General features: G+C 39.7%; 21 protein-coding genes and 1 other annotated feature. Of the genes, 1 reads left to right on the top strand and 20 read right to left on the bottom strand.

The genetic code is table 11. The features are described 5' to 3' along the window. Positions 1-98 precede the first annotated feature (98 nt). Entirely contained in the window at positions 99-590 is a 492-nt protein-coding gene (locus tag HCK02_RS08630) for a helix-turn-helix transcriptional regulator (protein ID WP_167629727.1), read from the top strand. 41 nt (positions 591-631) lie between these two features. Here the strand turns inward: HCK02_RS08630 and pflA are convergent, their stop codons facing one another. From pflA to HCK02_RS08530, 20 genes are all read right to left on the bottom strand, one after another. Continuing rightward, positions 632-1378 carry a pyruvate formate-lyase-activating protein gene (gene pflA / locus HCK02_RS08625; protein WP_167629720.1) on the bottom strand — a complete coding sequence of 249 codons (747 nt, stop codon included), beginning with the start codon at positions 1376-1378 and terminating at the stop codon, positions 632-634. A 309-nt stretch (positions 1379-1687) separates the two neighbouring features. Then, positions 1688-2257, bottom strand: a complete 570-nt coding sequence (locus HCK02_RS08620; protein WP_167629719.1) for a glycerol-3-phosphate responsive antiterminator — start codon at positions 2255-2257, stop codon at positions 1688-1690. A 23-nt stretch (positions 2258-2280) separates the two neighbouring features. Continuing rightward, positions 2281-4122 (bottom strand): DNA mismatch repair endonuclease MutL, encoded by a 1842-nt coding sequence (mutL, locus tag HCK02_RS08615; RefSeq protein WP_167629718.1) that lies wholly within the window; start codon positions 4120-4122, stop codon positions 2281-2283. A 15-nt stretch (positions 4123-4137) separates the two neighbouring features. Beyond that, the gene (mutS, locus tag HCK02_RS08610; protein WP_167629717.1) at positions 4138-6768 is read right to left on the bottom strand and encodes a DNA mismatch repair protein MutS; all 2631 of its coding nucleotides are present in this window, start codon (positions 6766-6768) and stop codon (positions 4138-4140) included. A gap of 93 nt (positions 6769-6861) precedes the next feature. After that, the gene (locus HCK02_RS08605) at positions 6862-7221 is read right to left on the bottom strand and encodes a YlbF/YmcA family competence regulator (protein ID WP_425482874.1); all 360 of its coding nucleotides are present in this window, start codon (positions 7219-7221) and stop codon (positions 6862-6864) included. 17 nt (positions 7222-7238) lie between these two features. Further along, a complete protein-coding gene (locus HCK02_RS08600) occupies positions 7239-8039 on the bottom strand; it encodes a TIGR00282 family metallophosphoesterase (protein WP_167629715.1) in 801 nt (266 codons plus the stop codon). A gap of 41 nt (positions 8040-8080) precedes the next feature. Further along, positions 8081-8584, bottom strand: coding sequence for a GNAT family N-acetyltransferase (locus tag HCK02_RS08595; protein ID WP_167629714.1), 504 nt, complete (start codon positions 8582-8584; stop codon positions 8081-8083). Positions 8585-8590: 6 nt separating this feature from the next. After that, on the bottom strand, positions 8591-9451 hold the full coding sequence (gene pheA, locus HCK02_RS08590) for a prephenate dehydratase (RefSeq protein WP_167629713.1): 861 nt from the start codon (positions 9449-9451) through the stop codon (positions 8591-8593). Between the two features lie 84 nt (positions 9452-9535). Beyond that, the gene (obgE, locus tag HCK02_RS08585) at positions 9536-10825 is read right to left on the bottom strand and encodes a GTPase ObgE (protein ID WP_167629712.1); all 1290 of its coding nucleotides are present in this window, start codon (positions 10823-10825) and stop codon (positions 9536-9538) included. Between the two features lie 219 nt (positions 10826-11044). Further along, positions 11045-12538, bottom strand: coding sequence for a glycerol kinase GlpK (gene glpK, locus HCK02_RS08580; RefSeq protein ID WP_167629711.1), 1494 nt, complete (start codon positions 12536-12538; stop codon positions 11045-11047). 45 nt (positions 12539-12583) lie between these two features. Continuing rightward, positions 12584-13402, bottom strand: a complete 819-nt coding sequence (locus HCK02_RS08575) for an MIP/aquaporin family protein (RefSeq protein WP_167629710.1) — start codon at positions 13400-13402, stop codon at positions 12584-12586. A 327-nt stretch (positions 13403-13729) separates the two neighbouring features. After that, a complete protein-coding gene (gene rpmA / locus HCK02_RS08570; protein WP_167629709.1) occupies positions 13730-14020 on the bottom strand; it encodes a 50S ribosomal protein L27 in 291 nt (96 codons plus the stop codon). 12 nt (positions 14021-14032) lie between these two features. Then, positions 14033-14350 carry a ribosomal-processing cysteine protease Prp gene (locus tag HCK02_RS08565; protein WP_167629708.1) on the bottom strand — a complete coding sequence of 106 codons (318 nt, stop codon included), beginning with the start codon at positions 14348-14350 and terminating at the stop codon, positions 14033-14035. A 17-nt stretch (positions 14351-14367) separates the two neighbouring features. Beyond that, entirely contained in the window at positions 14368-14676 is a 309-nt protein-coding gene (gene rplU / locus HCK02_RS08560; RefSeq protein WP_036073597.1) for a 50S ribosomal protein L21, read from the bottom strand. Between the two features lie 12 nt (positions 14677-14688). Further along, positions 14689-14765: a sequence feature (ribosomal protein L21 leader region), on the bottom strand. 70 nt (positions 14766-14835) lie between these two features. Next, on the bottom strand, positions 14836-16164 hold the full coding sequence (locus HCK02_RS08555) for a ribonuclease E/G (RefSeq protein WP_167629707.1): 1329 nt from the start codon (positions 16162-16164) through the stop codon (positions 14836-14838). A 54-nt stretch (positions 16165-16218) separates the two neighbouring features. Further along, on the bottom strand, positions 16219-17019 hold the full coding sequence (gene minD, locus HCK02_RS08550) for a septum site-determining protein MinD (protein WP_167629706.1): 801 nt from the start codon (positions 17017-17019) through the stop codon (positions 16219-16221). 3 nt (positions 17020-17022) lie between these two features. Further along, positions 17023-17700: a septum site-determining protein MinC gene (gene minC, locus HCK02_RS08545; RefSeq protein ID WP_167629705.1), complete on the bottom strand. Its 678-nt coding sequence runs from the start codon at positions 17698-17700 to the stop codon at positions 17023-17025. 167 nt (positions 17701-17867) lie between these two features. Then, positions 17868-18395, bottom strand: coding sequence for a rod shape-determining protein MreD (mreD, locus tag HCK02_RS08540; protein ID WP_167629704.1), 528 nt, complete (start codon positions 18393-18395; stop codon positions 17868-17870). A 2-nt stretch (positions 18396-18397) separates the two neighbouring features. Beyond that, on the bottom strand, positions 18398-19294 hold the full coding sequence (gene mreC / locus HCK02_RS08535; RefSeq protein ID WP_167629703.1) for a rod shape-determining protein MreC: 897 nt from the start codon (positions 19292-19294) through the stop codon (positions 18398-18400). An 83-nt stretch (positions 19295-19377) separates the two neighbouring features. Beyond that, positions 19378-20391 (bottom strand): rod shape-determining protein, encoded by a 1014-nt coding sequence (locus tag HCK02_RS08530; RefSeq protein ID WP_167629702.1) that lies wholly within the window; start codon positions 20389-20391, stop codon positions 19378-19380. Positions 20392-20445 lie beyond the last annotated feature (54 nt).

Here is a 20445-nt window from a genome sequence, read left to right as displayed (position 1 = left end):
TCGATTCAATATCGGTTAAAATGTAGAGGAAATCACCAGCTAAGGGAGTGAACTTCGTGACTGGATCAATCAATTTATTAGGCTATACATTACTTGAAATGATTGCACGTGAAGCTTCAAGTGGGTATGATTTAGCTTATCGCTTAAAAATTATGCAAAATACCCACCATAGTCAAATTTATCCCATGCTAGCGAAACTAGAAGAAAATGGGTATCTCGTTTCTACAACACAATTTCAAGAAAGAAAGCCTAATAAAAAAATCTACGCGATTACAATTGAAGGAATAGAGCTTTTGCGAGAATGGTCGAAAACAGCAATTAGAGTTCCAGTTTCACGTGATGAATTTATCATCAAACTACAACTAGACTGGCTAAATCCAAAGCGAACGAATGAACTACTAAAAGAACGGATCCGCTATCTTGAAGAACAGCTTCAGGAAACAGAAAAAACCTTAGTGGCGATTCAAGAAACGCTCGGACTAGCTTCTTCAGATGAAAAACAATCGAATATGCCCTATCAAATTTATCAACGAAAATATCAATTAACATTAACCGAAAAAAATTGGTGTTTAAGCTTGTTAGATAAATAAAAAATGCTTCCGTAAAAATTCATACGGAAGCATTTTTTGATTTATAGATAAGATTTAGTTTTTAAAATTTCATTTGCCATATCAACGGTTTCCTTATCTGGCGTTTCAATCCCTTCCAGTGGGTAGCGTATTCCAAGTTTTTCCCATTTGTAAACTCCCATTGTATGGTAAGGAAGCACTTCTACGCGTTTCACATTTGGAAGAGTTGTAATAAAATCATGAAGCGCATGTAAATCGGTAGGATCATCAGTTTTTGTTGGGATAAGCACATGGCGAATCCAGATAGGCTGATTTTTGTCCCGTAAATAGTGGGCGAAATCAAGAATTGGTGCATTCGGTCTACTCGTTAGTTTAAGGTGCTTTTCTGGATTCATTTGTTTAATGTCAAGCAAAATTAAATCCGTTAGCTCCATTAATTGATCTAGTTTTTGAATAAATTCAGGCTCTCTTGTGAAACAGCCACCACAACTGTCAATGGTTGTATGCACGCCAGCTTCTTTACAAAGCGTAAACAATTCAATTAAGAAGTCAACTTGTAACAGTGGCTCTCCTCCACTTACGGTGATTCCGCCACCAGTTGCATCCCAAAATTCTTTATATTTAATCGCCTCATCGAAAACCTCTTGAGCAGTACGCTCATTTCCAATTCCAATTTTCCAAGTATCAGGATTATGACAAAACTGACAACGCAGTAAACAGCCTTGCAGAAAAACAATAAAACGAACACCAGGCCCATCTACAGTCCCCATTGTTTCCGTTGAATGAACATGTCCGATAACTTTTTCCATTCTGCTCTTCCTTTCAAAAATTTAATGATTGAAATTAATATGATTTTTTGTGCATTAATGAACTTACTTATTTAAAGGAAACCTTCTACTGTTATCTTAACATATTCCTAGAAAAATACTACAGTTTTTAATAAAAAATTTAAAACGCTACCAAAGGCTTAGTTACAGGAATAGAATCAAAGATAAATGTCTAGGACTGTACTACTAAAAAAGTTGGATTATGTTATAAAACACGAAGGAGATCGCATGAACTGTCTTTGTACGAAAAAGGATGCCTCCTATTAGAGAAGCATCCTTTTGATTCCATATTCAATTGCACTCGCCTAACCAAAGTTTCTTGTCAGAAGTAGTAATCGCTGTCGCACCGGCTTGAAGTACTTGTTTTACCTGCTCTTCTCGCTCGATTAATCCACCAGCAATTACTGGAATGTGCACTTCATGAATCATTTTTTCGATTTGATCCGGAAGAATCCCAGGTAAAAGTTCAATCGCATCTGGTTGTACCTTTTGAATGAGCGCTTTTCCTTTTGTATAGGCACTGGAATCAATCATGAATAAACGCTGGATAGCTAGCACTTTATGTTGTTTTGCTTTTAAAATCACATTTCCACGAGTAGAAATAATGCCTGCTGGTCGAATTTCCTGACAGATAAAATCAACCGCATAGTCATCGTTTTTTAGTCCATTGATTAAGTCTGCATGAAGCAACACCTTTTTCCCAGTCGAAGAAGCAAAACTCACGAGTGATTTAAGCTGAGCAACATGCGTTTCAAGCATAACCATATAATTTCCACTATTTTTTAATTCGGCAATTTTTTCAATATCTTTTTGATTATGTGCGGCAGGAATAATTCGCTGTCCAGCAAACAATTCTGTCATATAGCTGTTCGCTCCCCTTTTGTTTACATCACCCGTTTGAACATTTTTTCAAGTTCATACGTCGTATATTTGATAATTACAGGCCGACCATGCGGGCAAGTAAATGGGTCACTAGCTTCACGCAACGTATCCAGAAGTGCTTCCATATCTTGCATTGTTAAATAATGATTGGCTTTGATGGATTTTTTACAACTCATCATAATTGCTGTATCTTCACGAAGCTTATGAATGCTTACATTGGGTTCGTGAAGTGCTTCGTCAACAATTTCACGTAAAGTTTCCTCTTCTTCTCCCTTTGGAAACCATGTAGGATGAGCTCGGATAATAAAACTATTTTGGCCAAAGGGCTCCATAAAAACGCCGACTTCTTCAAGTTTTTCGCGTTGTTCTATAAGTCTCACATATTCATCATTTGAAAACTCAAGCACAATTGGGACAAGCAATTCTTGTAATTCACGACTTACTTCACCAATTTTTTCACGGAAAAACTCATATTTGATCCGCTCTTGAGCAGCGTGCTGATCAATAATATACAAACCTTCTTCATTTTGAGCAAGAATATAAGTAGCGTGCATTTGACCGATTGGATACATCTTAGGGATGCGCACCTTTCTTTCTTCTGCAACAGGTGCGCTGTCACTCACTTCATAACGGATCGTTTCTTCTTCAATGACAGTTTCAGAATCAAACTTCTCTTCTTCAGGAGAAATATATTCTGGAACAGAAGGTTTTTCAAACAAAGTAGGCGGTTCATTTTTTGGTGCTTCTTCATTTGAAAAAGTCGATTCTTTCGCTTCACTTGGTTTATTTGAATCAAATGACATTTGCAATTGTTCAGATTGAAGCTTTTCTCGCTTAGAAATAGCTCCGTCTGGAATTAACTGCAACTTATGAAACGCTTCTTTAAGTGCTTCTGAAATAAGTTCACCGAGTTCTTTCTCCTTGCTTAAGCGGACTTCAAGTTTTGCAGGATGTACGTTCACATCGACAATGATTGGATCCATTTCGATCTCAAGAACAATGATCGGAAAACGTCCAATAGGAAGAAGCGTATGATAGCCATTTAAAATCGCTTTGACAAGGGCGAAATTTTTAATATAGCGTCCGTTAATAATCGTCGAGATATAGTTTCGATTCGAACGATTGACTTCTGGAAGAACCGCATAACCGCTAATTTTAAAATCAAGCGATTCTCCTTGAGCGGGTACAGTTTTCTTAGCAATTTGAACACCATAAATCGCTGCGATAACTTGACGCAAGTCACCGTTCCCACTTGTTGAAAGGAGAGATTTCCCGTTGTGGGATAGACGAAAGCTAATATTTGGATGCGACAAAGCTAAACGGTTCATAACATCCGTGATATTTCCAAGCTCAGTTGGCAATGTTTTTAAATACTTCAACCGTGCTGGCGTATTGTAAAACAAATCCGTAACCGTAATTTCTGTCCCGCGTCGAGCGGAATCACTATGCTTTTCAATTTCTTTTCCGCCTTCGATCACAATGGTTGTTCCAGTGTCTCCTGCAGAGGTAGTTAATTTTACTTTAGCAACAGAAGCGATACTTGGAAGTGCCTCGCCACGAAAACCAAGTGTGTGAACACGAAACAGATCTTTTTCGGTTTTGATTTTACTTGTAGCGTGCCGTTTAAAGGCCGTTGAGACATCTTCTGGCTCAATCCCAACCCCGTTATCAATCACTGTCATTTTAGTCATGCCAGCTTCTTCAATCAGCACATCAATAATCGTGCTTTTCGCATCAATCGCATTTTCCACAAGTTCTTTAATGACAGAAGCTGGCCGCTCAACAACTTCACCCGCGGCAATTTTATTGGAGAGGTTATCCGTTAATTCGATAATCTGTGCCACAACTTATCACATCCTTTAATGCAGTTTGCTTTGCAATTCAAATAATTTGTTCATCGCATCAAGTGGCGTCATTTGCATCAAATTTAGTTTCTTGATTTCTTGTTCCACGTCACTTCTTCTTGCTACTGCTTGTTTAGGTTTTTCTTCAATCTCAAAAAGAGGTAATTGCATGTCATCCGATTCGAGCTCTTGTGCTGTTTCTCGCACAATAACGCTTTCTTCCTCTTGCTCAAGTGCTACAGGAGTTGAGACAGGTAATTTTTTCTCTCCTGTTTCAAGAGTTTTTAAAATTTCACCCGCACGTTTGATTAAAGCTTTCGGTAACCGAGCAAGTTCAGCCACATGAATTCCGTAGCTCTTATCAGCTGGACCATCTTTAATTTTGTGAAGGAAAACAACTTTGCCATTTTCCTCAATCGCACTTACATGAACATTTTCTAAATGTGGAAGCTCCCTGTCAAGCACTGTTAGTTCGTGATAATGCGTAGAAAATAGCGTTTTTGCTTGTACATTTTCATGAATATATTCGATGATCGCCTGTGCAAGCGCCATCCCGTCGTACGTAGCCGTTCCACGACCAATTTCATCAAACAAAATCAAGCTGTTTTTCGTTGCGTGAACAATCGCATTCCTTGCCTCAAGCATTTCCACCATAAAGGTACTTTGCCCCGCGATCAAGTCATCTGCAGCCCCAATACGCGTAAACACACGGTCAAAAACAGGTAAAATCGCTTCTTTTGCAGGAACAAAACACCCGACTTGCGCACAAATCGCCGTTAAAGCTACTTGCCTCATATATGTGCTTTTACCCGACATGTTTGGCCCAGTGATTAAAAGAATTTCGCGGTCTTCCGACATATTACAATCATTCGCGACATAACTTTGCGACCCCATGACACGTTCAACAACCGGGTGGCGTCCTTCCGTAATCGCGAGCGTCCCATCTTCACTTAGCGTAGGCTTTACAAAATGATTCCGTTCACTCACTTCGGCAAAACTTTGTAGACAATCAATTTCGCTAATGGCCTTGGCTAGCTTTTGCAAGCGATCAATGTAAGCTTTTACTTGTTCACGAACTTCTGTAAACAATTGGTATTCAAGCTCCACAGATTTTTCTTCCGCATCTAGAATCAAGCGCTCTTTTTCCTTTAACTCCGGTGTGATGAAACGCTCAGCATTCGTTAAAGTTTGTTTTCGTTCATACCGACCATCTTCAAGCAAATGCGTATTCGCACGGGTCACTTCAATGTAATATCCAAATACACGATTAAATCCAACTTTAAGTGATTTAATCCCGGTAATTTCGCGTTCTTTTTGCTCTAATTCCGCAATCCAAGTTTTCCCATTCCGGCTCGCATCACGGTATTCATCAAGTTGCCCGTTATAGCCATCTTTAATAATCCCGCCTTCTCGAATAGAAAGTGGCGGAGAATCAATAATAGCTTGTTCCAATAAATCGGCCAGTTCTTCGCAAGGATCTAGTTTTTCGCCAAGTTGATTCAAATTATCAGCACCTGAAAGTGAACCAAGATTTGCTTTGATTTTCGGAATTTGGAATAATGAATTGCGCAACTGGACAAGATCCCTTGCATTTACATTCCCATAAGCTACCCGACCAGATAAACGTTCTAAATCATACACATTTTTTAGATTTTCAGCTAATTCCACGCGCTCAAAGAAATGCTTCATTAGCTCCTCCACGTCTGCTTGACGAGTTTCGATCATTTCACGATCAATCAGCGGACGGTCGATCCATTGCTTTAAGAGGCGACCGCCCATCGCTGTTTTGGTTTGATCTAATAACCATAGCAAAGTACCAGATCGCCCTTTCCCCCGAATTGACTCAGAAAGTTCGAGGTTACGCTTCGAATAATAATCCATTTTCATATATTGACTTGTTTCATAGTGAATTGCTTTTTGTAAATGACCTAAATCACGTTTTTGCGTTTCAGTCAAATAATGGAGCAAAAGTGTGACCGCTTTTCGCTCAGAAAGAGCAATACTACGATCAAGTAATTTTTCGCTTTCAGCAGTTGCTTCAATTTCATCATGGAGAGAAACAACAAGTCCGAGCTGTTCACGAACCGCATCCGAAATAAAACTAGCATCATTAGAACGCGTCACTACTTCCTTTGCGGCAAGAGTCGATAGTTCGTTTATAAGCCGGTCATCTTGAAGCTCGAGCACCGTTGATTTAAGTTCCCCAGTCGATAAATCCGAATAGGCAAAACCAAACTCTTTGTCTTCATAGACATAAAAAGCGGCAATATAATTATTTTCTTTTTCTTTTAGCCCCTTCTCGTCCATTACAGTTCCAGGAGAAATCAATTGCACGACTTCGCGCTTGACCATCCCTTTAGTAGTTTTAGGATCTTCGACTTGTTCGCAAATCGCTACTTTATAACCTTTTTCGATCAATGTATCAATATAGCCGCTAGCAGAGTGATAAGGAACACCGCACATAGGAATGCGTTCAGTTCCGCCTCCTTCTCTACCAGTGAGCGTAATTTCAAGGATTTGCGACGCCTTTAACGCATCGTCAAAAAACATCTCATAAAAATCGCCTAGACGAAAGAATAAAAAAGCATCTTGGTAATTTTCTTTAATCGCCAAATATTGTTTCATCATTGGTGTGTATTCAACCATTTTGTCCACTCATCCCCTATTTCCAGCAATTTAACTCTTCCATACATTATAACATACCTAAAAACAGCTTTCCTGTGAAAAAAACAGCCTGATTTACTCTTCCATCTCCAATTTCCGCGTAACATTTTGATCAATTTCACGCGTAATGGACTGCAAAAGATCATTCGCATCCACTTGCGCGCGCCTAAAGTCGCGCACAACCGGTAAATCATCAATTTCTTGCTTCAAACGCTCAATTTCCGCTTCCGTCTCTTTCATTGCTTCAAATTTCCCATAGTGCTCTAAATTCACAGACTGCTTTTGAAGCAGCTTGATTTCCGCTATTTTTTCTTGCACTTTGGAATTGGCATCAATCGTTTCTTCCGCCCTTTTATAAAAGGCAATTTCTTCCGTTTCCTGAAGCGCATCCCGAAGTTCCGCTGCTTTTCGCATAATTTCTTCCCGGCTCGTCATCAAAAATTCGTCCCCCTTCATTCATAAAACGGATGATCGTCATTAATTAAAATCCGGTCAATCTGCGTAGCTTTCCCCGTATCCTCGTTCAACGTAATCAGACATCCAGAAAGCACCGTCCGACCAGATTTAGGCACCTCAAACCGAGTAGGCAATTGCGTTTTAAAACGCCTTAAAACTGCTTCACGTTCCATCCCAAGAATCGCATCATAAGGTCCCGTCATCCCGGCATCCGTCAAATAAGCCGTTCCTTCAGGCAAAATCCGATTGTCCGCCGTTTGCACATGCGTATGCGTCCCAACAACTCCCGTCACACGACCATCCAAGTGCCACCCCATCGCTTGCTTTTCGCTAGTCGTTTCCGCATGAAAATCAACGAAAATAAGCGGCGTTTTTTCACGAGCTTGATCCACAAGTTCATCTACAGTTTCAAAAGGATCACGCAAGTCTTGCCCCATAAACGTCCGTCCTTGCAAATTAATCACAGCAAGCAAATATTGATTGGACTTCACATAAACTAGACCTTGTCCTGGCGTTCCTTCAGGAAAATTTGCTGGACGTGCTAAATATTTGGCATCCTCAATAAATTCAAAAATATCTCGATTATCAAAACCGTGGTTTCCAAGGGTTACCGCATTTGCACCGAGTTCTAAAAAACCTTTATAAATCTTTTCCGTAATCCCTCGGCCAGCTGCAGAATTTTCCCCATTAATAATGGTCATTGTAGGTTTATATTTTTGTTTTAACTTAGGGAGATATTCTGTTACCATGTCTCTTCCAGGAGAACCGACAACATCCCCAATAAATAAAATTTTCATTCTTTTCCTTACTCCATTCTATAACAAATTTAGATTCCGCATCAAAATTTAGAACTGCGACGTTCAAGACGTGCCACATCCCGAAAAACTCCGTCCATTTCACCAAGCAATTCATGAATACAAAGTGTTTTAAACCCAAAAGCATGATGCAAAGCAAGACTACCTTCATTCTCTGGGAAAATAAGGGATTGTAACGTCCAAAAGCCAGCTTTTTCACTTGCTTCAATCAACTGTTCCATTAAAAATTTTCCAACACCGCGCCCGCGTGCTTCTTCAGCCACATAAAGACTTAACTCTGCCACCCCGCGATAGCTATCCATTGTGGAAACTGGCAAAAGCGCGGCCCATCCAAGTACTTTATCCGTATCTTCCTCAAGAGCCGCTAACCTACAAGTCGCTAAATATTTCGTATCAAAATTTTTAAAATCCAGTGCTACTTTTTGAAAACTAGCATTTCCTGTATCGATTCCTTGTTGATAGATTTTTCGAACTTGATCATAATTTTCTTTCTTTATTTTACCAAGTGTAATCTTTTCTATTTTCATAAAGCCTCATTCCTCTCCGCTGCTCGTTAAAATTCGAAAAACATGATAAGTGCCGAGAACTTTTGTCTCTCCACCTAGTAAAGCGATTTCCGAAAGTGCATTTTGCACAAGTTCTGTTTTTTTAGAAGAATAAAGATCAATTAAAAAGAAATATTCGCCAAGAGATGTTTTTAGCGGACGAGATTCAATTTTGCTCAAATCGATATCTCGCCAAGCAAAAGCTGAAAGAACCTTATGTAAAGCACCTGGAAGGTTGTTGGGTAAGATCACACTGATTGACGTTTTTTCTTCTTCAGCAGGAAGCGAGAGTTTTAGCTCCTTCCGACTCAATACCGCAAACCTCGTTTGATTGAGCTCAATATCTTGTGCGTTATTTTGTACAACATGAAGACCATATTCAGTAGCAGCCATTTCAGGCGCAATCGCTGCAGCAAGCTCATCTGGATGCTCTTTAATCCATTTTGCCGCATAAGCTGTGGAAGGCGTTGCAATTTGTTCCACCCCATACAAGTGATCTTGCAAAAACTTCGCACACTGGGCAAGCCCTTGCGGGTGACTAAGCACTTTTTGAGCGGATTTCCATACCGGTTTGTTTTTAGGATGAACCATTACATGTTGGGCGATCGGAAGAACGATCTCCGCTTGAATAGGGACATCTGCAAAGTGAAATAAGTAGTCAAGCGTGATATTGACACCGCCTTCAATTGTGTTTTCAATGGGAACAACAGCTGCATCTACTTCTCCTTTTTGAATTGCCATAATGGCGTCTGGAATGGCACCAAGAGGCACAAGGTTTTCATCTGGGAAGGCATATTGAGCTGCACTATGAGTAAAAGAAGCCACTGGCCCCAAGTAAGCAATATTCATTTTTACAACAAGCTCCTTTAAAATGAAAAAGAGGTCAAGAAACTTCTCCAAAACACTTGAAAAAATTTCCAGTCCTCCCTCCTCTTATTCTTGAAATTCAAATTCAAAATCTAATAATCGAACAGTGTCACCGTCTTCGGCTCCACGTTTTCTAAGTGCTTCATCTACACCCATTGCCCGCAATTGACGAGCAAAACGATTGATCGAAGCATCGCGTTCAAAATTCGTCATTGCAAATAAACGCTCAATTTTTTCTCCACTAAGCACAAAGGCACCATCCGAATCACGTGTGATTTCAAATTCAGGTTCCTCAGCATGGAATTTATAAAGAACTGTATTTTGTTCTTCTTGTTCCAGTACTTCTTCAAGTGGGAATTCAGGAGTCTCTTCCAGTTCATCGGCAATTTTGATTAGCAGCGGTTTGAGACCACTTTGTGTTAAAGCAGAAATCGGATAAATCGGTACTTCTGCGCCGACTTTTTCCGAAAAAGCTTGAAGTGCTTCATCGGCTTCTGGCATATCCATTTTATTTGCTACGATGATTTGTGGGCGTTCCATCAAACGCAGATTATAAGCCTCAAGCTCTTTATTAATAGTTAAATAATCTTCGTAAGGATCTCTTCCTTCAGAGCCTGACATATCAATCACATGAACAATCACGCGTGTCCGTTCAATATGACGTAAAAATTGGTGTCCGAGTCCAACACCTTGGCTTGCCCCTTCAATAAGTCCCGGTAAATCCGCCATCACGAAACTACGGCCATCTCCAACATCCACCATACCTAGGTTTGGAACAAGCGTTGTAAAGTGATAAGCAGCAATTTTAGGACGAGCAGCAGAAACGATCGACAACAGTGTGGATTTACCAACGCTTGGGAAACCAACAAGGCCGACATCGGCCAATACTTTTAATTCCAGTTGAACCTTGCGCTCAACACCTGGCTCCCCGTTTTCAGAAAGCTCAGGAGCAGGATTAGCAGGCGTTGCAAATCGTTTGTTACCTCGACCCCCACGACCGCCTTTTGCGATTATAGCACGCTGTCCGTCTGCGACAAGATCAGCAAGGATTTCCCCTGTTTCTAAGTCTTTAACAACTGTACCAGGTGGAACCATTACGACTAAATCATTCGCACCTCGTCCGTGCATGCTTTTGCTCATACCATTTTCACCGTGCGGAGCTTTAAATTTTCGCTTATAACGAAAATCAATGAGTGTGCGCAAACCTTCGTCAACTTGAAAAACGACATCCGCTCCTTTTCCGCCATCTCCACCGGCTGGGCCACCATTTGGAACAAACTTTTCACGACGAAAAGCCACCATTCCATCGCCACCATTACCGGCTTTTACATCTATTTTCACTCGATCTACAAACATGTTCAATCTCCGTTCTATCAAAGTCTTATCTTTCATTATAACAATAAACCCTGATTCCGCAAGCGATTTTCTCAAGAAATTTTAAGTCTGTTTGGCACATTTTGAATCTTCTTTTCACAATTTGCTGCCCTTTTCATTCTGAAAATTACTTCAAAACAAATAAAAAAAGTGTTTTAGACTTTTTTATCGTCTAAAACACTTTTTTGTAGTTTTTGGCATTTATTCAAATGCTTGAGCCGCTTTAACCGCTTTATGCCAACCTTTATAAAGAGTTTCACGCGTATCATCATCCATTTGAACATCAAATTGTTTATTTAACTTCCAGTTTTTAACAATTTCATTTTTATCTTCCCAAACCCCGACAGCAAGACCAGCCAAGTAAGCTGCACCAAGAACTGTTGTTTCTAAGTTTTCTGGACGTTCAACAGGAACATCTAAAATATCTGCTTGGAATTGCATTAGAAAATCATTTGCAGAAGCCCCACCATCTACACGAAGTGCTTTCAATTCTATTTTGGAATCTTGCTCCATCGCATGAAGCACATCACGAGTTTGATAAGCTAGAGACTCAAGTGTAGCTCGAATGAAATGTTCTTTTTCAGTTCCGCGAGTGATCCCAAAAACAGCTCCCCTTACATCAGAATCCCAGTAAGGAGCGCCAAGACCAACAAATGCAGGAACGACGTAAACGCCATCAGTTGACTCGATTTTTTCAGCATATCCCTCAGAATCGCTTGATTTACGAACCATCCGGAGACCGTCACGTAACCACTGAATAGCTGATCCAGCAACGAAGATACTTCCTTCAAGCGCATAGTTCACTTTTCCGTCAAGTCCCCAAGCAAGAGTCGTCAATAGCCCATTTTCAGAACGAACAGCTTTTTCACCTGTATTCATAAGCAAGAAACAGCCAGTGCCATAGGTATTTTTTGCCATTCCACTTTCGAAACAGCCTTGACCAAATAAAGCTGCTTGTTGGTCCCCGGCGATCCCCGCAACAGGAACTTCTTCCCCGAAGAAATGGTAAGGTGCCGTTGTTTCATAAACTTCCGAAGAAGGTCTTACATCAGGAAGCATAGCTTTTGGAACATTTAGCATTTCAAGCAAATCATCATCCCACTTTAAATCATAAATATTATAAAGTAAAGTACGAGAAGCATTAGAATAATCAGTAATATGTGCTTTCCCACCCGTTAATTTCCAAACGAGCCAGCTATCAATCGTCCCAAATAGCAACTCGCCATTTTCAGCACGTTTTTGAGCTCCATCAACATGATCCAAAATCCAACGAATTTTTGTTCCAGCAAAATAAGGATCAATTAATAGTCCTGTTTTTTCACGAATCATGTCTTCCTTACCTGCTTCACGAAGCTTACGACAAATTTCATCAGTTTGACGTGATTGCCAAACGATCGCATTATAAATGGGTTTCCCTGTTTCTTTATCCCAAACAACTGTCGTTTCACGTTGGTTCGTGATACCAATCCCAGCAATTTGGTTCGTTTCAATATTCGTTTTAATAAGTACACCGGAAATAACAGCTAGAATAGATGCCCAAATGTCATTCGCATTGTGCTCAACCCAACCAGGATGCGGAAAAATTTGTTCAAATTCTTGTTGTTCAACGCCAATTACATCTCCGTCACCATCAATAATCATTGCACGCGAACTTGTTGTTCCTTGGTCTAACGCTAAGATATATTTTTTATCCATAATCACATTTCCTCCTTAAACAAATTCCTTTTTATATCACTCATGCTAAACAAGTTGTTTTTTCTTATCGAGCATCGTCGATAAAATTAAAACGAGAATGAAGAATACGAGTACAAGCCAGAACCACATCCCGATATCTTTGTTAACAATTGCGTTATAAGATAACGCACCAAGTGCACCGCCTGCAAAAGGTCCAATTACTGGTACCCATGAATAGCTCCAGTCTGATCCACCTTTTCCTGCGATTGGCCAAATAAAGTGAGCAATCCGAGGGCCAAGGTCCCGTGCAGGGTTAATTGCATAACCTGTTGTTCCCCCAAGACTCATCCCGATAACAATAATTAGTATCCCTACTGCAATTGGATTCAAGCCATCCGAGAATTTATTAGCACCAAATGCCATAAGACCAAATACTAAAATAAAAGTTCCAAGCGCTTCTCCGAACACGTTTGATGTATAGTGACGAATAGCGGGTGCTGTAGAGAAAACACCAAGTTTTGCAGCCTTGTCTTCTGTTGCTTTCCAGTGTGGATAATAATGAAGCCACACAAGCGTTGCCCCGATAAATGCACCAATAAACTGAGCAATAATATAAGGCAATACATAATTCCATGGAAATGTTTCTGCTAGTGCCATCCCGAGTGTAACTGCTGGATTAAGATGAGCCATACTCATGAAACCGGAAACATAAATTCCCATCGTAACAGCAAATCCCCAAGCAAAGGCCACTAAAACCCAACCGGCATTTTCTGCTTTTGAAAATTTTAAAGAAACTCCGGCCACAACGCCGCCACCCAAAAGAACAAGAACGGCTGTGCCAATTAATTCACCCAAAAATTGAATCCCCAAACTTGTATCAATCATGGACCAACAACTCCTTTTGATTTTTGTAAGAACGTTCCCTTCATTATTCCTCAATTTGGGAGACGTCAAACTTTTTTATTCAAAAAAAGAATGACGAACAAAACAAAGGCGCATAAACTTATGCTGCCGTTTTGGTCGTCATCTCTTCTCCTGACAAATTCATTAACTTGATTTCATTAAAACATAATAAGTAAACGCTGTCAATAAAATAGTATGCAATTTTTTCACAAACCAAATGTAGGAAACCCATTATTTTTCAAGGATAAATTCATCTCTAGTTATTTTTTTCACAAAAAAAGCTGAGACCAAAAGGTCCCAGCTTTAACTTTAAGCTTCTTGCGCTTCAGGATAAACGCTAACTTTTTTCTTATCGCGTCCCATGCGTTCAAAACGCACAACGCCGTCAATTTTAGCGAAAAGCGTATCATCGCCACCACGTCCAACGTTTGTTCCTGGATAAATCTTCGTACCGCGTTGACGATAAAGGATTGAACCACCAGTTACGAACTGACCGTCAGCACGTTTTGCACCAAGACGTTTTGATTCTGAATCACGACCATTGGAAGTGGAACCACCGCCTTTTTTGTGGGCAAAATGTTGAATATCAAATTTTAACATGACATACACCTCCTATTTGGAGTTAATTTTAATATGATCAGGATAGCTGTACGCTAGTGATCGGAATTGATTCACCATTCCTGTTAATAAAATTTGAACCGTCTCTTTTTTTATGAATTCAGCTGGAACGGAATAGTGAAGATAGCCTTCATCCTCCTCCACAACTGGCTCAAACCCTTCTGCTTCTGAAATCGCATTGACCATTCCATAAGCAATTGAAGAAGCTCCAGCACAGACAAGATCACTGCCTCTTTCGGCAAAATCAGCATGTCCGTCCATTGTAAAAGAAGTAATCAATCCATTTTTTTTATCAACATTTACGTAAATCATTTTTTCGTCCCTTCAAATTAAGCATTGATTGCATCAACTGTTAATTTTGTATAAGGTTGACGATGACCTTGTTTTTTGTGGTAGTTCTTTTTCGGTTTGTATTTGAAAACCGTAAGTTTCTTGGCACGACCTTGTTTTTCAACTTTTGCTGTAACCGTTGCTCCTTCAACAAAAGGAGTTCCAACTTTTGCAGCATCGCCACCAACAAAAAGAACTTTATCAAAAGTAACCACATCGCCAACTTCACCTGCTAATTTCTCAACATAGATCTCTTGACCAGCTTCTACTTTGATTTGTTTCCCACCTGTTTCAATAATTGCGTACATATTTGCACCTCCTCATATACTAAGACTCGCCGTCACAGGGGGTTCTAAAAACGAACACTTGACCCAGATCTGAGCGGTTGTAGCGTGGTGCGCTACAAACATAACATTAAAATCATAGCATATGCACCGCGCACTGTCAATCACTCCTGCGTACTTCTTTTAAGAAAAAACACGTCGAATTTGGTAAAATGGAACAGGTTCCTCTGCAATTTCCCAGTCGATTTGGCAATTAAAAGTTGTTTCAAGTTCTAAAAATTGATCTAAAACAGCTTCTGTTACGACAATGACAGCTTGTTCCACATCATTTAAAGCATTTAACTCGCGCTCCAATTCATACGCAACGGAAACAGCAGTTTTGATATGTCCCGTTCCAAAACAAGAAGGGCAAGTTTCTGTAACTAGTTCCTCAAAGGAGACCTCTTTTTTCTTGCGGGTGAGCTGCATTAAACCAGATTTTGAAAACCCTACAATTTGTGTCGTCATAAGCTCTTCTTGGACAAGCTTTTCCATTTCTGTCTCTAGCATTAAATGTTGAGTCTCTGTCATTCCACCGATAAAATCGATTACGATAAATCCACTTGCTTGACGAAGACGCATCTGCCTTAAAATCTCAGGTAAAACCGACTGATTAACACGAAAAATGGTCTCCGGTTTATCAGAAGTGCTCGAAAAGTGCCCTGAATTCACATCGATCACCCACATTGCTTCCGTTTTTTCAATAACAAGCGATGCTCCACTTTCAACATGCACCAGTTCTTGCAAACATTTATCAAGCTCAGATTCGACTCCGTAATCAGCAAATAGCGTCCGCGTATTTGACCGACTTGTAGCAAGCTCAAAAGCACCGTCTGAAATCACTTCACTGATGCCATAGTGTTCTTTAAAGCGCTTTACTTGCTGGAGGAATGCATCGCTTTGATCAACCAAAAGCCCAGGTTTTTTTCTTTTATTACTCAAGAAACGCAAATCTGCGAGAAATTGCCTCTTCTCCGCTAGTTCGGCAAGGATCGACTCCGTCGAACTTGTTTCCGCTCGCGAGCGAAGAATAACCGCTTCCGCTTTTTCCAAATGAGGTTTTATCGTCTTTATAAGATTCTGCCTCTGATCATCTGAAATCCGTTTAGAAACAGAAATGTACGACTTTCCGTAAATATAAACTAGCGTTTCACCAGAAACTTCGACCATTCCAGTGACAAGTGGTAGCTTTGTTTTTGTTCCGGTTCGAGTCACTTCGACCAAAAGCCTTGCCCCTTGGTGCTTCACTACCATTTCTGGGATATCATCCAGATGAAGAAAAGCTTTCTCAGTTCCAAGCGAGACAAAGCAAGCCCGAATTTTTCGATCAATTTTTTCAATTTGTGCTAAATAAATTTGTCCAGGCTGTACTGTTTTTATAGGTCGGAAAATTCTTGCATCAATTACCTTTCTCCCATTTAAAACAGCCACACGTTTTTCTGTTGTTTGCGTATTGACCAGTATTTGCCGCATAACTAACAAATCTCCTTCGTAAAAAAGCCTCCACAGATAAGTGAAGGCTTTTTGCTAGTTTCTACTAAATAATTGCTTAAGACGCTGGAAAAAGCCTTTTCTTGGCTGTTCAATTGACATAAGTGGAATAGACTCACCAAGTAGCCTTCTAGCAATATTTCGATATCCTTGAGAAGCTCGGCTATTTGGAAGCATTACAACAGGATTACCGTTATTTGACGAACGAATGACTTCATCATCGTCAATAATAATACCAAGAAGTTCAATGGATAAGTGGGATGTGATTTCATCAATATCCATTACATCTCCATTTTGCATCATCTGTGTACGAATTCGGTTAATAACAAGTTTGGGAGGTTCAATCTCCTCTTGTTCTAAAAGACCAATAATCCGGTCTGCATCCCGAACAGCTGAGATTTCTGGTGTGGTAACTACTATAGCACGATCCGCACCAGCAACGGCATTTTTATAGCCTGTTTCAATACCAGCCGGTGAATCAATTAAAATGAAGTCATAATCCGGTCTCAGTTCGCTGATTAATTCTCTCATTTGTTCAGCCGTAACAGCAGATTTATCTGTAGTTTGCGCAGCAGGAAGTAAAAACAATAAATCGTCAAAACGTTTATCTTTAATTAAAGCTTGATGAATTTTACACCGTCCTTCAACGACATCTACTAAATCATAAATGATTCGATTTTCGAGTCCAAGAACAACATCAAGATTACGGAGGCCGATATCCATATCTACTAAGCAAACTTTTTTGCCTTGAAGCGCAAGCGCAGTTCCAAGATTAGCAGTCGAAGTAGTTTTCCCAACTCCGCCTTTTCCAGAAGTGATAACAATTGCTTCACCCATCTTTTATCGTCCTCCCTCAAAATTTGTAATTTCAGGTCTGATTTTCCTGATTGTATGTACATCGTCAACAACTAGCTTGTTTTCATCATTGATATAAGCAGAAAACAGCTCAGTATCTTCAATGTTTTTATAGTCTTCACTATCAAAGCCGAATGATTGATCTGCAATCCGAATTTGCGACGGATAAAGGAATTTTCCAGCAACAACTGCTTTCTCATCACCCTCAAAACCGGCATGAACAATTCCCTTGATTGAACCTATTACAAAAATATTCCCACTTGAGCGGATTTGTCCTCCCGGATTGATATCCCCAATTAAAAGCAGATCGCCAGAAACTTGAATAACTTGCCCAGAGCGCACAATCGTCGCAAGTGAAAAAATTTGGTCTTGTTCTTTCCATTTTTTGGCTTCTTCTTTAGTCATAACATCACTATAGAAAGCATTGATCTCCATTTGGCTCTGTTCTTTAATAATTTTTTCAATTCTGCTCTCTTCTTCTTCCGAAAATAGCCGGTTTCCAATTTGAACTTGAACCGGAAGTTTTTCGCCTGAATAAGGTGCAGCTTTTTGATCTTTCAAAAGTGCAATCAGTTCGGTTTCGAGTTCTTCAATGCTTGCTGTATCTTTTAGCACGATTTGAATACCATTCTTTGTTCCTTTAATTTGCACATTTTTCTTCATCCAGTTTTCACCTCATCACCGCGCCCAGAGTAGATTGTTCCATATATTAGCGCCAATTTTTATTATACCAGAAAAAAATCGCTTTATATAGAAAAAACAGCCCAATCGCTTTAAACAGCAAACAATTGTAAGCTGCTCTTTAAAACCCAAGCGATTCAAGCTGTTTTTTACAAATGATTTTCCGACTTTTTCAATTTTACAAGGAAATGTCGAAACGGGAAAAAGACAACTAAGTAAAAAGCAAAGTTCAAAAGAATCGTCGTCCAAAGTCGTTTATCAACAAAAGTTGCAATATCCATTGAAGTCGAATCAATAAGTAAATAAAATGCGTAAACAAGCGACTCTGTCAAAATAACATTAAATACCGTTATTAAACCAACTAAAACAATGCCATTTTGCAATACTTTGAGGAGCTTATCCGTAATATAGACAATACAAGGGAACAAAGCAAAGTAAATCCCCATGATTCCCGTATAGTAAATATCAAAAGTAAGCCCAATGATAAAAGCGTAAACAAGCGTTGGATTTCTACGATAAAAAGCGGTCATTAAAATGAGTAAAACCAGTAAAAAATGCGGAACAAACATTCTGCTCTCACCAAAAAGTGGCTTAGCAAATACGAGGCTAATAACACCCTCTAGTATGAAAGTTATAATCATGATTAGAGGAAGCCAAATGGTTTTCTTTACATTCATGATTAATTTCCTCCAGTCGAAGAGGATGTATCCGTTTCACCTGTATCATCAGAAGTAGATGAAGTTTCAGCCGTACGTTGTAAAATAATAATATGATTCATATCATACATATCAGCGCCGGTTTTAATGTAAGCAGTTTGTGAAAGTCCCATTTTGTCCGTTTCTACTTTTTCAATAGTCCCAACAAAAATACCAGCAGGGAATTTCCCACCCAGACCAGAAGTAACTATTTTTTGTCCTTTTGAAAATTTCATGTCATAAGGAAGTTGTTTTAATTCTAGCAAGTCTGTGTCATTGTCATAGCCATTAATAATCCCGTATGCATTATTCTTTCCTTGAACCATAGCAGAAACCCGGTTTCTTGTATCATTGGAAGTTAAAAGTTCGACCGTTGAAGACTTCGCTCCAGTACTCGTGATTCGACCAATAAGACCACCAGCAGTAATGACTGCCATATCAGGTTTTACACCATCACGCGATCCTTTATCAATTTCAACTTGCTCATTCCAATTAGAAGGATTTCTAGAAATAACCATAGCATTAATCGGGTTATAGTCACGAATGCTGTCTTTGATATTCAGTGAATCTTTCAGATCTTTATTTTCTTTTTTAAGGTCAGCTACTTCACTTTCAAGTTGTGCTACCCCGTCTAAGCGTTTTTTTAATTTTGCATTTTCCGTATACGTATTTTTGAGGTCTTTAGCTCCATCTACCAGATTAGACACATAGGTTGCCGGTTTTGAAACAATATTTTCACCAAACCCTACAACATCTTTTACAAATTGTTCTGGCCATGATGCATTTTCTCTGTCGCGAAGTGAAAAACCGACAAGTGCAACAAGAACAATGATTGAAATGAGCAAGACAATCAAACGTTTATTCAGGAAAAACTGTGGCATAAGAACACCTCATCTCGTTCGTCCTCTTTTTTTCGATTAACAGCTAACGATCTCCAGTTCGTCTGAAATAAATGAGTGTCCATTTAGTTCATTTTTTTCTTTTTATAAAGATCCATGTTTTCAAGCGATTTACCGGTACCAATTGCCACACAGTCAAGCGGTTCATCAGCAATGATTACAGGCATCTTTGTTTCTTCAGAAATTACAGAATCTAAATTTCTAAGTAGTGCACCGCCCCCGGTAAGTACAATTCCTTTATCCATAATATCGGCAGATAATTCTGGCGGAGTGTTTTCTAATGTACTTTTCACAGCATCAATAATAGCTGCGATGGTATCGGAAAGCGCGTGGCTAACTTCTTGAGGAGTTACTTCAATTGTTTTTGGTAGGCCAGTCACAAGGTCACGGCCGCGAATACCAAATGGTGTAAGATCAAGATTGGCTGGATCGGCTGATCCAATTTCCATTTTAATCATTTCTGCTGTACGATCTCCGACAAGAAGATTATATTTTTTGCGGATATAATTAATAATAGCATCATCCATATCATCACCTGCTGTACGAACAGAACGACTTGTTACGATTCCACCTAGAGAAATAACAGCCACTTCTGTTGTTCCACCACCGATATCAACAACCATGCTACCTGTTGGATCCCAAACTGGAAGTCCAGCTCCGATTGCTGCTGCAAATGGTTCTTCAATCGTGTATGCTTCCTTTGCTCCTGCCTGGCGAGTTGCATCAGTTACAGCGCGCTTTTCTACTCCCGTAATTCCAGAGGGAACACAGATCATAACACGAGGTTTACTCGCTCCGAGCCCTTTGCTCGCTTTTTGAATGTAGTATTTCATCATTGCGGCTGTTGTGTCATAATCAGCTATTACGCCATCTTTCATAGGACGAATGGCAATGATATTTCCAGGTGTACGACCGATCATGTTTTTCGCTTCGCTGCCGACAGCAACGATTTCTTGGGTATCTTTTTTCATAGCAACGACAGAAGGTTCACGCAATACAATGCTCTTCCCTTTCATATATACAAGCGTATTTGCCGTTCCAAGATCAATGCCAATATCTTTGTTACCAAATCCAAACATCTGTATTCTCCTTTTCATTAAATTAACATTATATGAGTAAATATAAGCAGACAC

It is taken from the genome of Listeria valentina, from assembly GCF_011800755.1.
In the GTDB taxonomy this organism is placed as follows: domain Bacteria; phylum Bacillota; class Bacilli; order Lactobacillales; family Listeriaceae; genus Listeria; species Listeria valentina.
This window is presented reverse-complemented; position numbering and strand designations above follow the sequence as displayed.

Excerpts from the sequence above, each read along its gene's own strand:
- HCK02_RS08630 (WP_167629727.1), top strand. The coding sequence starts at position 99 with ATGATTGCACGTGAAGCTTCAAGTGGGTATGATTTAGCTTATCGCTTA.
- pflA (WP_167629720.1), bottom strand. The coding sequence starts at position 1,378 with ATGGAAAAAGTTATCGGACATGTTCATTCAACGGAAACAATGGGGACT.
- HCK02_RS08620 (WP_167629719.1), bottom strand. The coding sequence starts at position 2,257 with ATGACAGAATTGTTTGCTGGACAGCGAATTATTCCTGCCGCACATAAT.
- mutS (WP_167629717.1), bottom strand. The coding sequence starts at position 6,768 with ATGGTTGAATACACACCAATGATGAAACAATATTTGGCGATTAAAGAA.
- HCK02_RS08605 (WP_425482874.1), bottom strand. The coding sequence starts at position 7,221 with ATGACGAGCCGGGAAGAAATTATGCGAAAAGCAGCGGAACTTCGGGAT.
- HCK02_RS08600 (WP_167629715.1), bottom strand. The coding sequence starts at position 8,039 with ATGAAAATTTTATTTATTGGGGATGTTGTCGGTTCTCCTGGAAGAGAC.
- HCK02_RS08595 (WP_167629714.1), bottom strand. The coding sequence starts at position 8,584 with ATGAAAATAGAAAAGATTACACTTGGTAAAATAAAGAAAGAAAATTAT.
- pheA (WP_167629713.1), bottom strand. The coding sequence starts at position 9,451 with ATGAATATTGCTTACTTGGGGCCAGTGGCTTCTTTTACTCATAGTGCA.
- obgE (WP_167629712.1), bottom strand. The coding sequence starts at position 10,825 with ATGTTTGTAGATCGAGTGAAAATAGATGTAAAAGCCGGTAATGGTGGC.
- glpK (WP_167629711.1), bottom strand. The coding sequence starts at position 12,538 with ATGGATAAAAAATATATCTTAGCGTTAGACCAAGGAACAACAAGTTCG.
- HCK02_RS08575 (WP_167629710.1), bottom strand. The coding sequence starts at position 13,402 with ATGATTGATACAAGTTTGGGGATTCAATTTTTGGGTGAATTAATTGGC.
- rpmA (WP_167629709.1), bottom strand. The coding sequence starts at position 14,020 with ATGTTAAAATTTGATATTCAACATTTTGCCCACAAAAAAGGCGGTGGT.
- HCK02_RS08565 (WP_167629708.1), bottom strand. The coding sequence starts at position 14,350 with ATGATTTACGTAAATGTTGATAAAAAAAATGGATTGATTACTTCTTTT.
- rplU (WP_036073597.1), bottom strand. The coding sequence starts at position 14,676 with ATGTACGCAATTATTGAAACAGGTGGGAAACAAATCAAAGTAGAAGCT.
- HCK02_RS08555 (WP_167629707.1), bottom strand. The coding sequence starts at position 16,164 with ATGCGGCAAATACTGGTCAATACGCAAACAACAGAAAAACGTGTGGCT.
- minD (WP_167629706.1), bottom strand. The coding sequence starts at position 17,019 with ATGGGTGAAGCAATTGTTATCACTTCTGGAAAAGGCGGAGTTGGGAAA.
- minC (WP_167629705.1), bottom strand. The coding sequence starts at position 17,700 with ATGAAGAAAAATGTGCAAATTAAAGGAACAAAGAATGGTATTCAAATC.
- mreD (WP_167629704.1), bottom strand. The coding sequence starts at position 18,395 with ATGAATGTAAAGAAAACCATTTGGCTTCCTCTAATCATGATTATAACT.
- mreC (WP_167629703.1), bottom strand. The coding sequence starts at position 19,294 with ATGCCACAGTTTTTCCTGAATAAACGTTTGATTGTCTTGCTCATTTCA.
- HCK02_RS08530 (WP_167629702.1), bottom strand. The coding sequence starts at position 20,391 with ATGTTTGGATTTGGTAACAAAGATATTGGCATTGATCTTGGAACGGCA.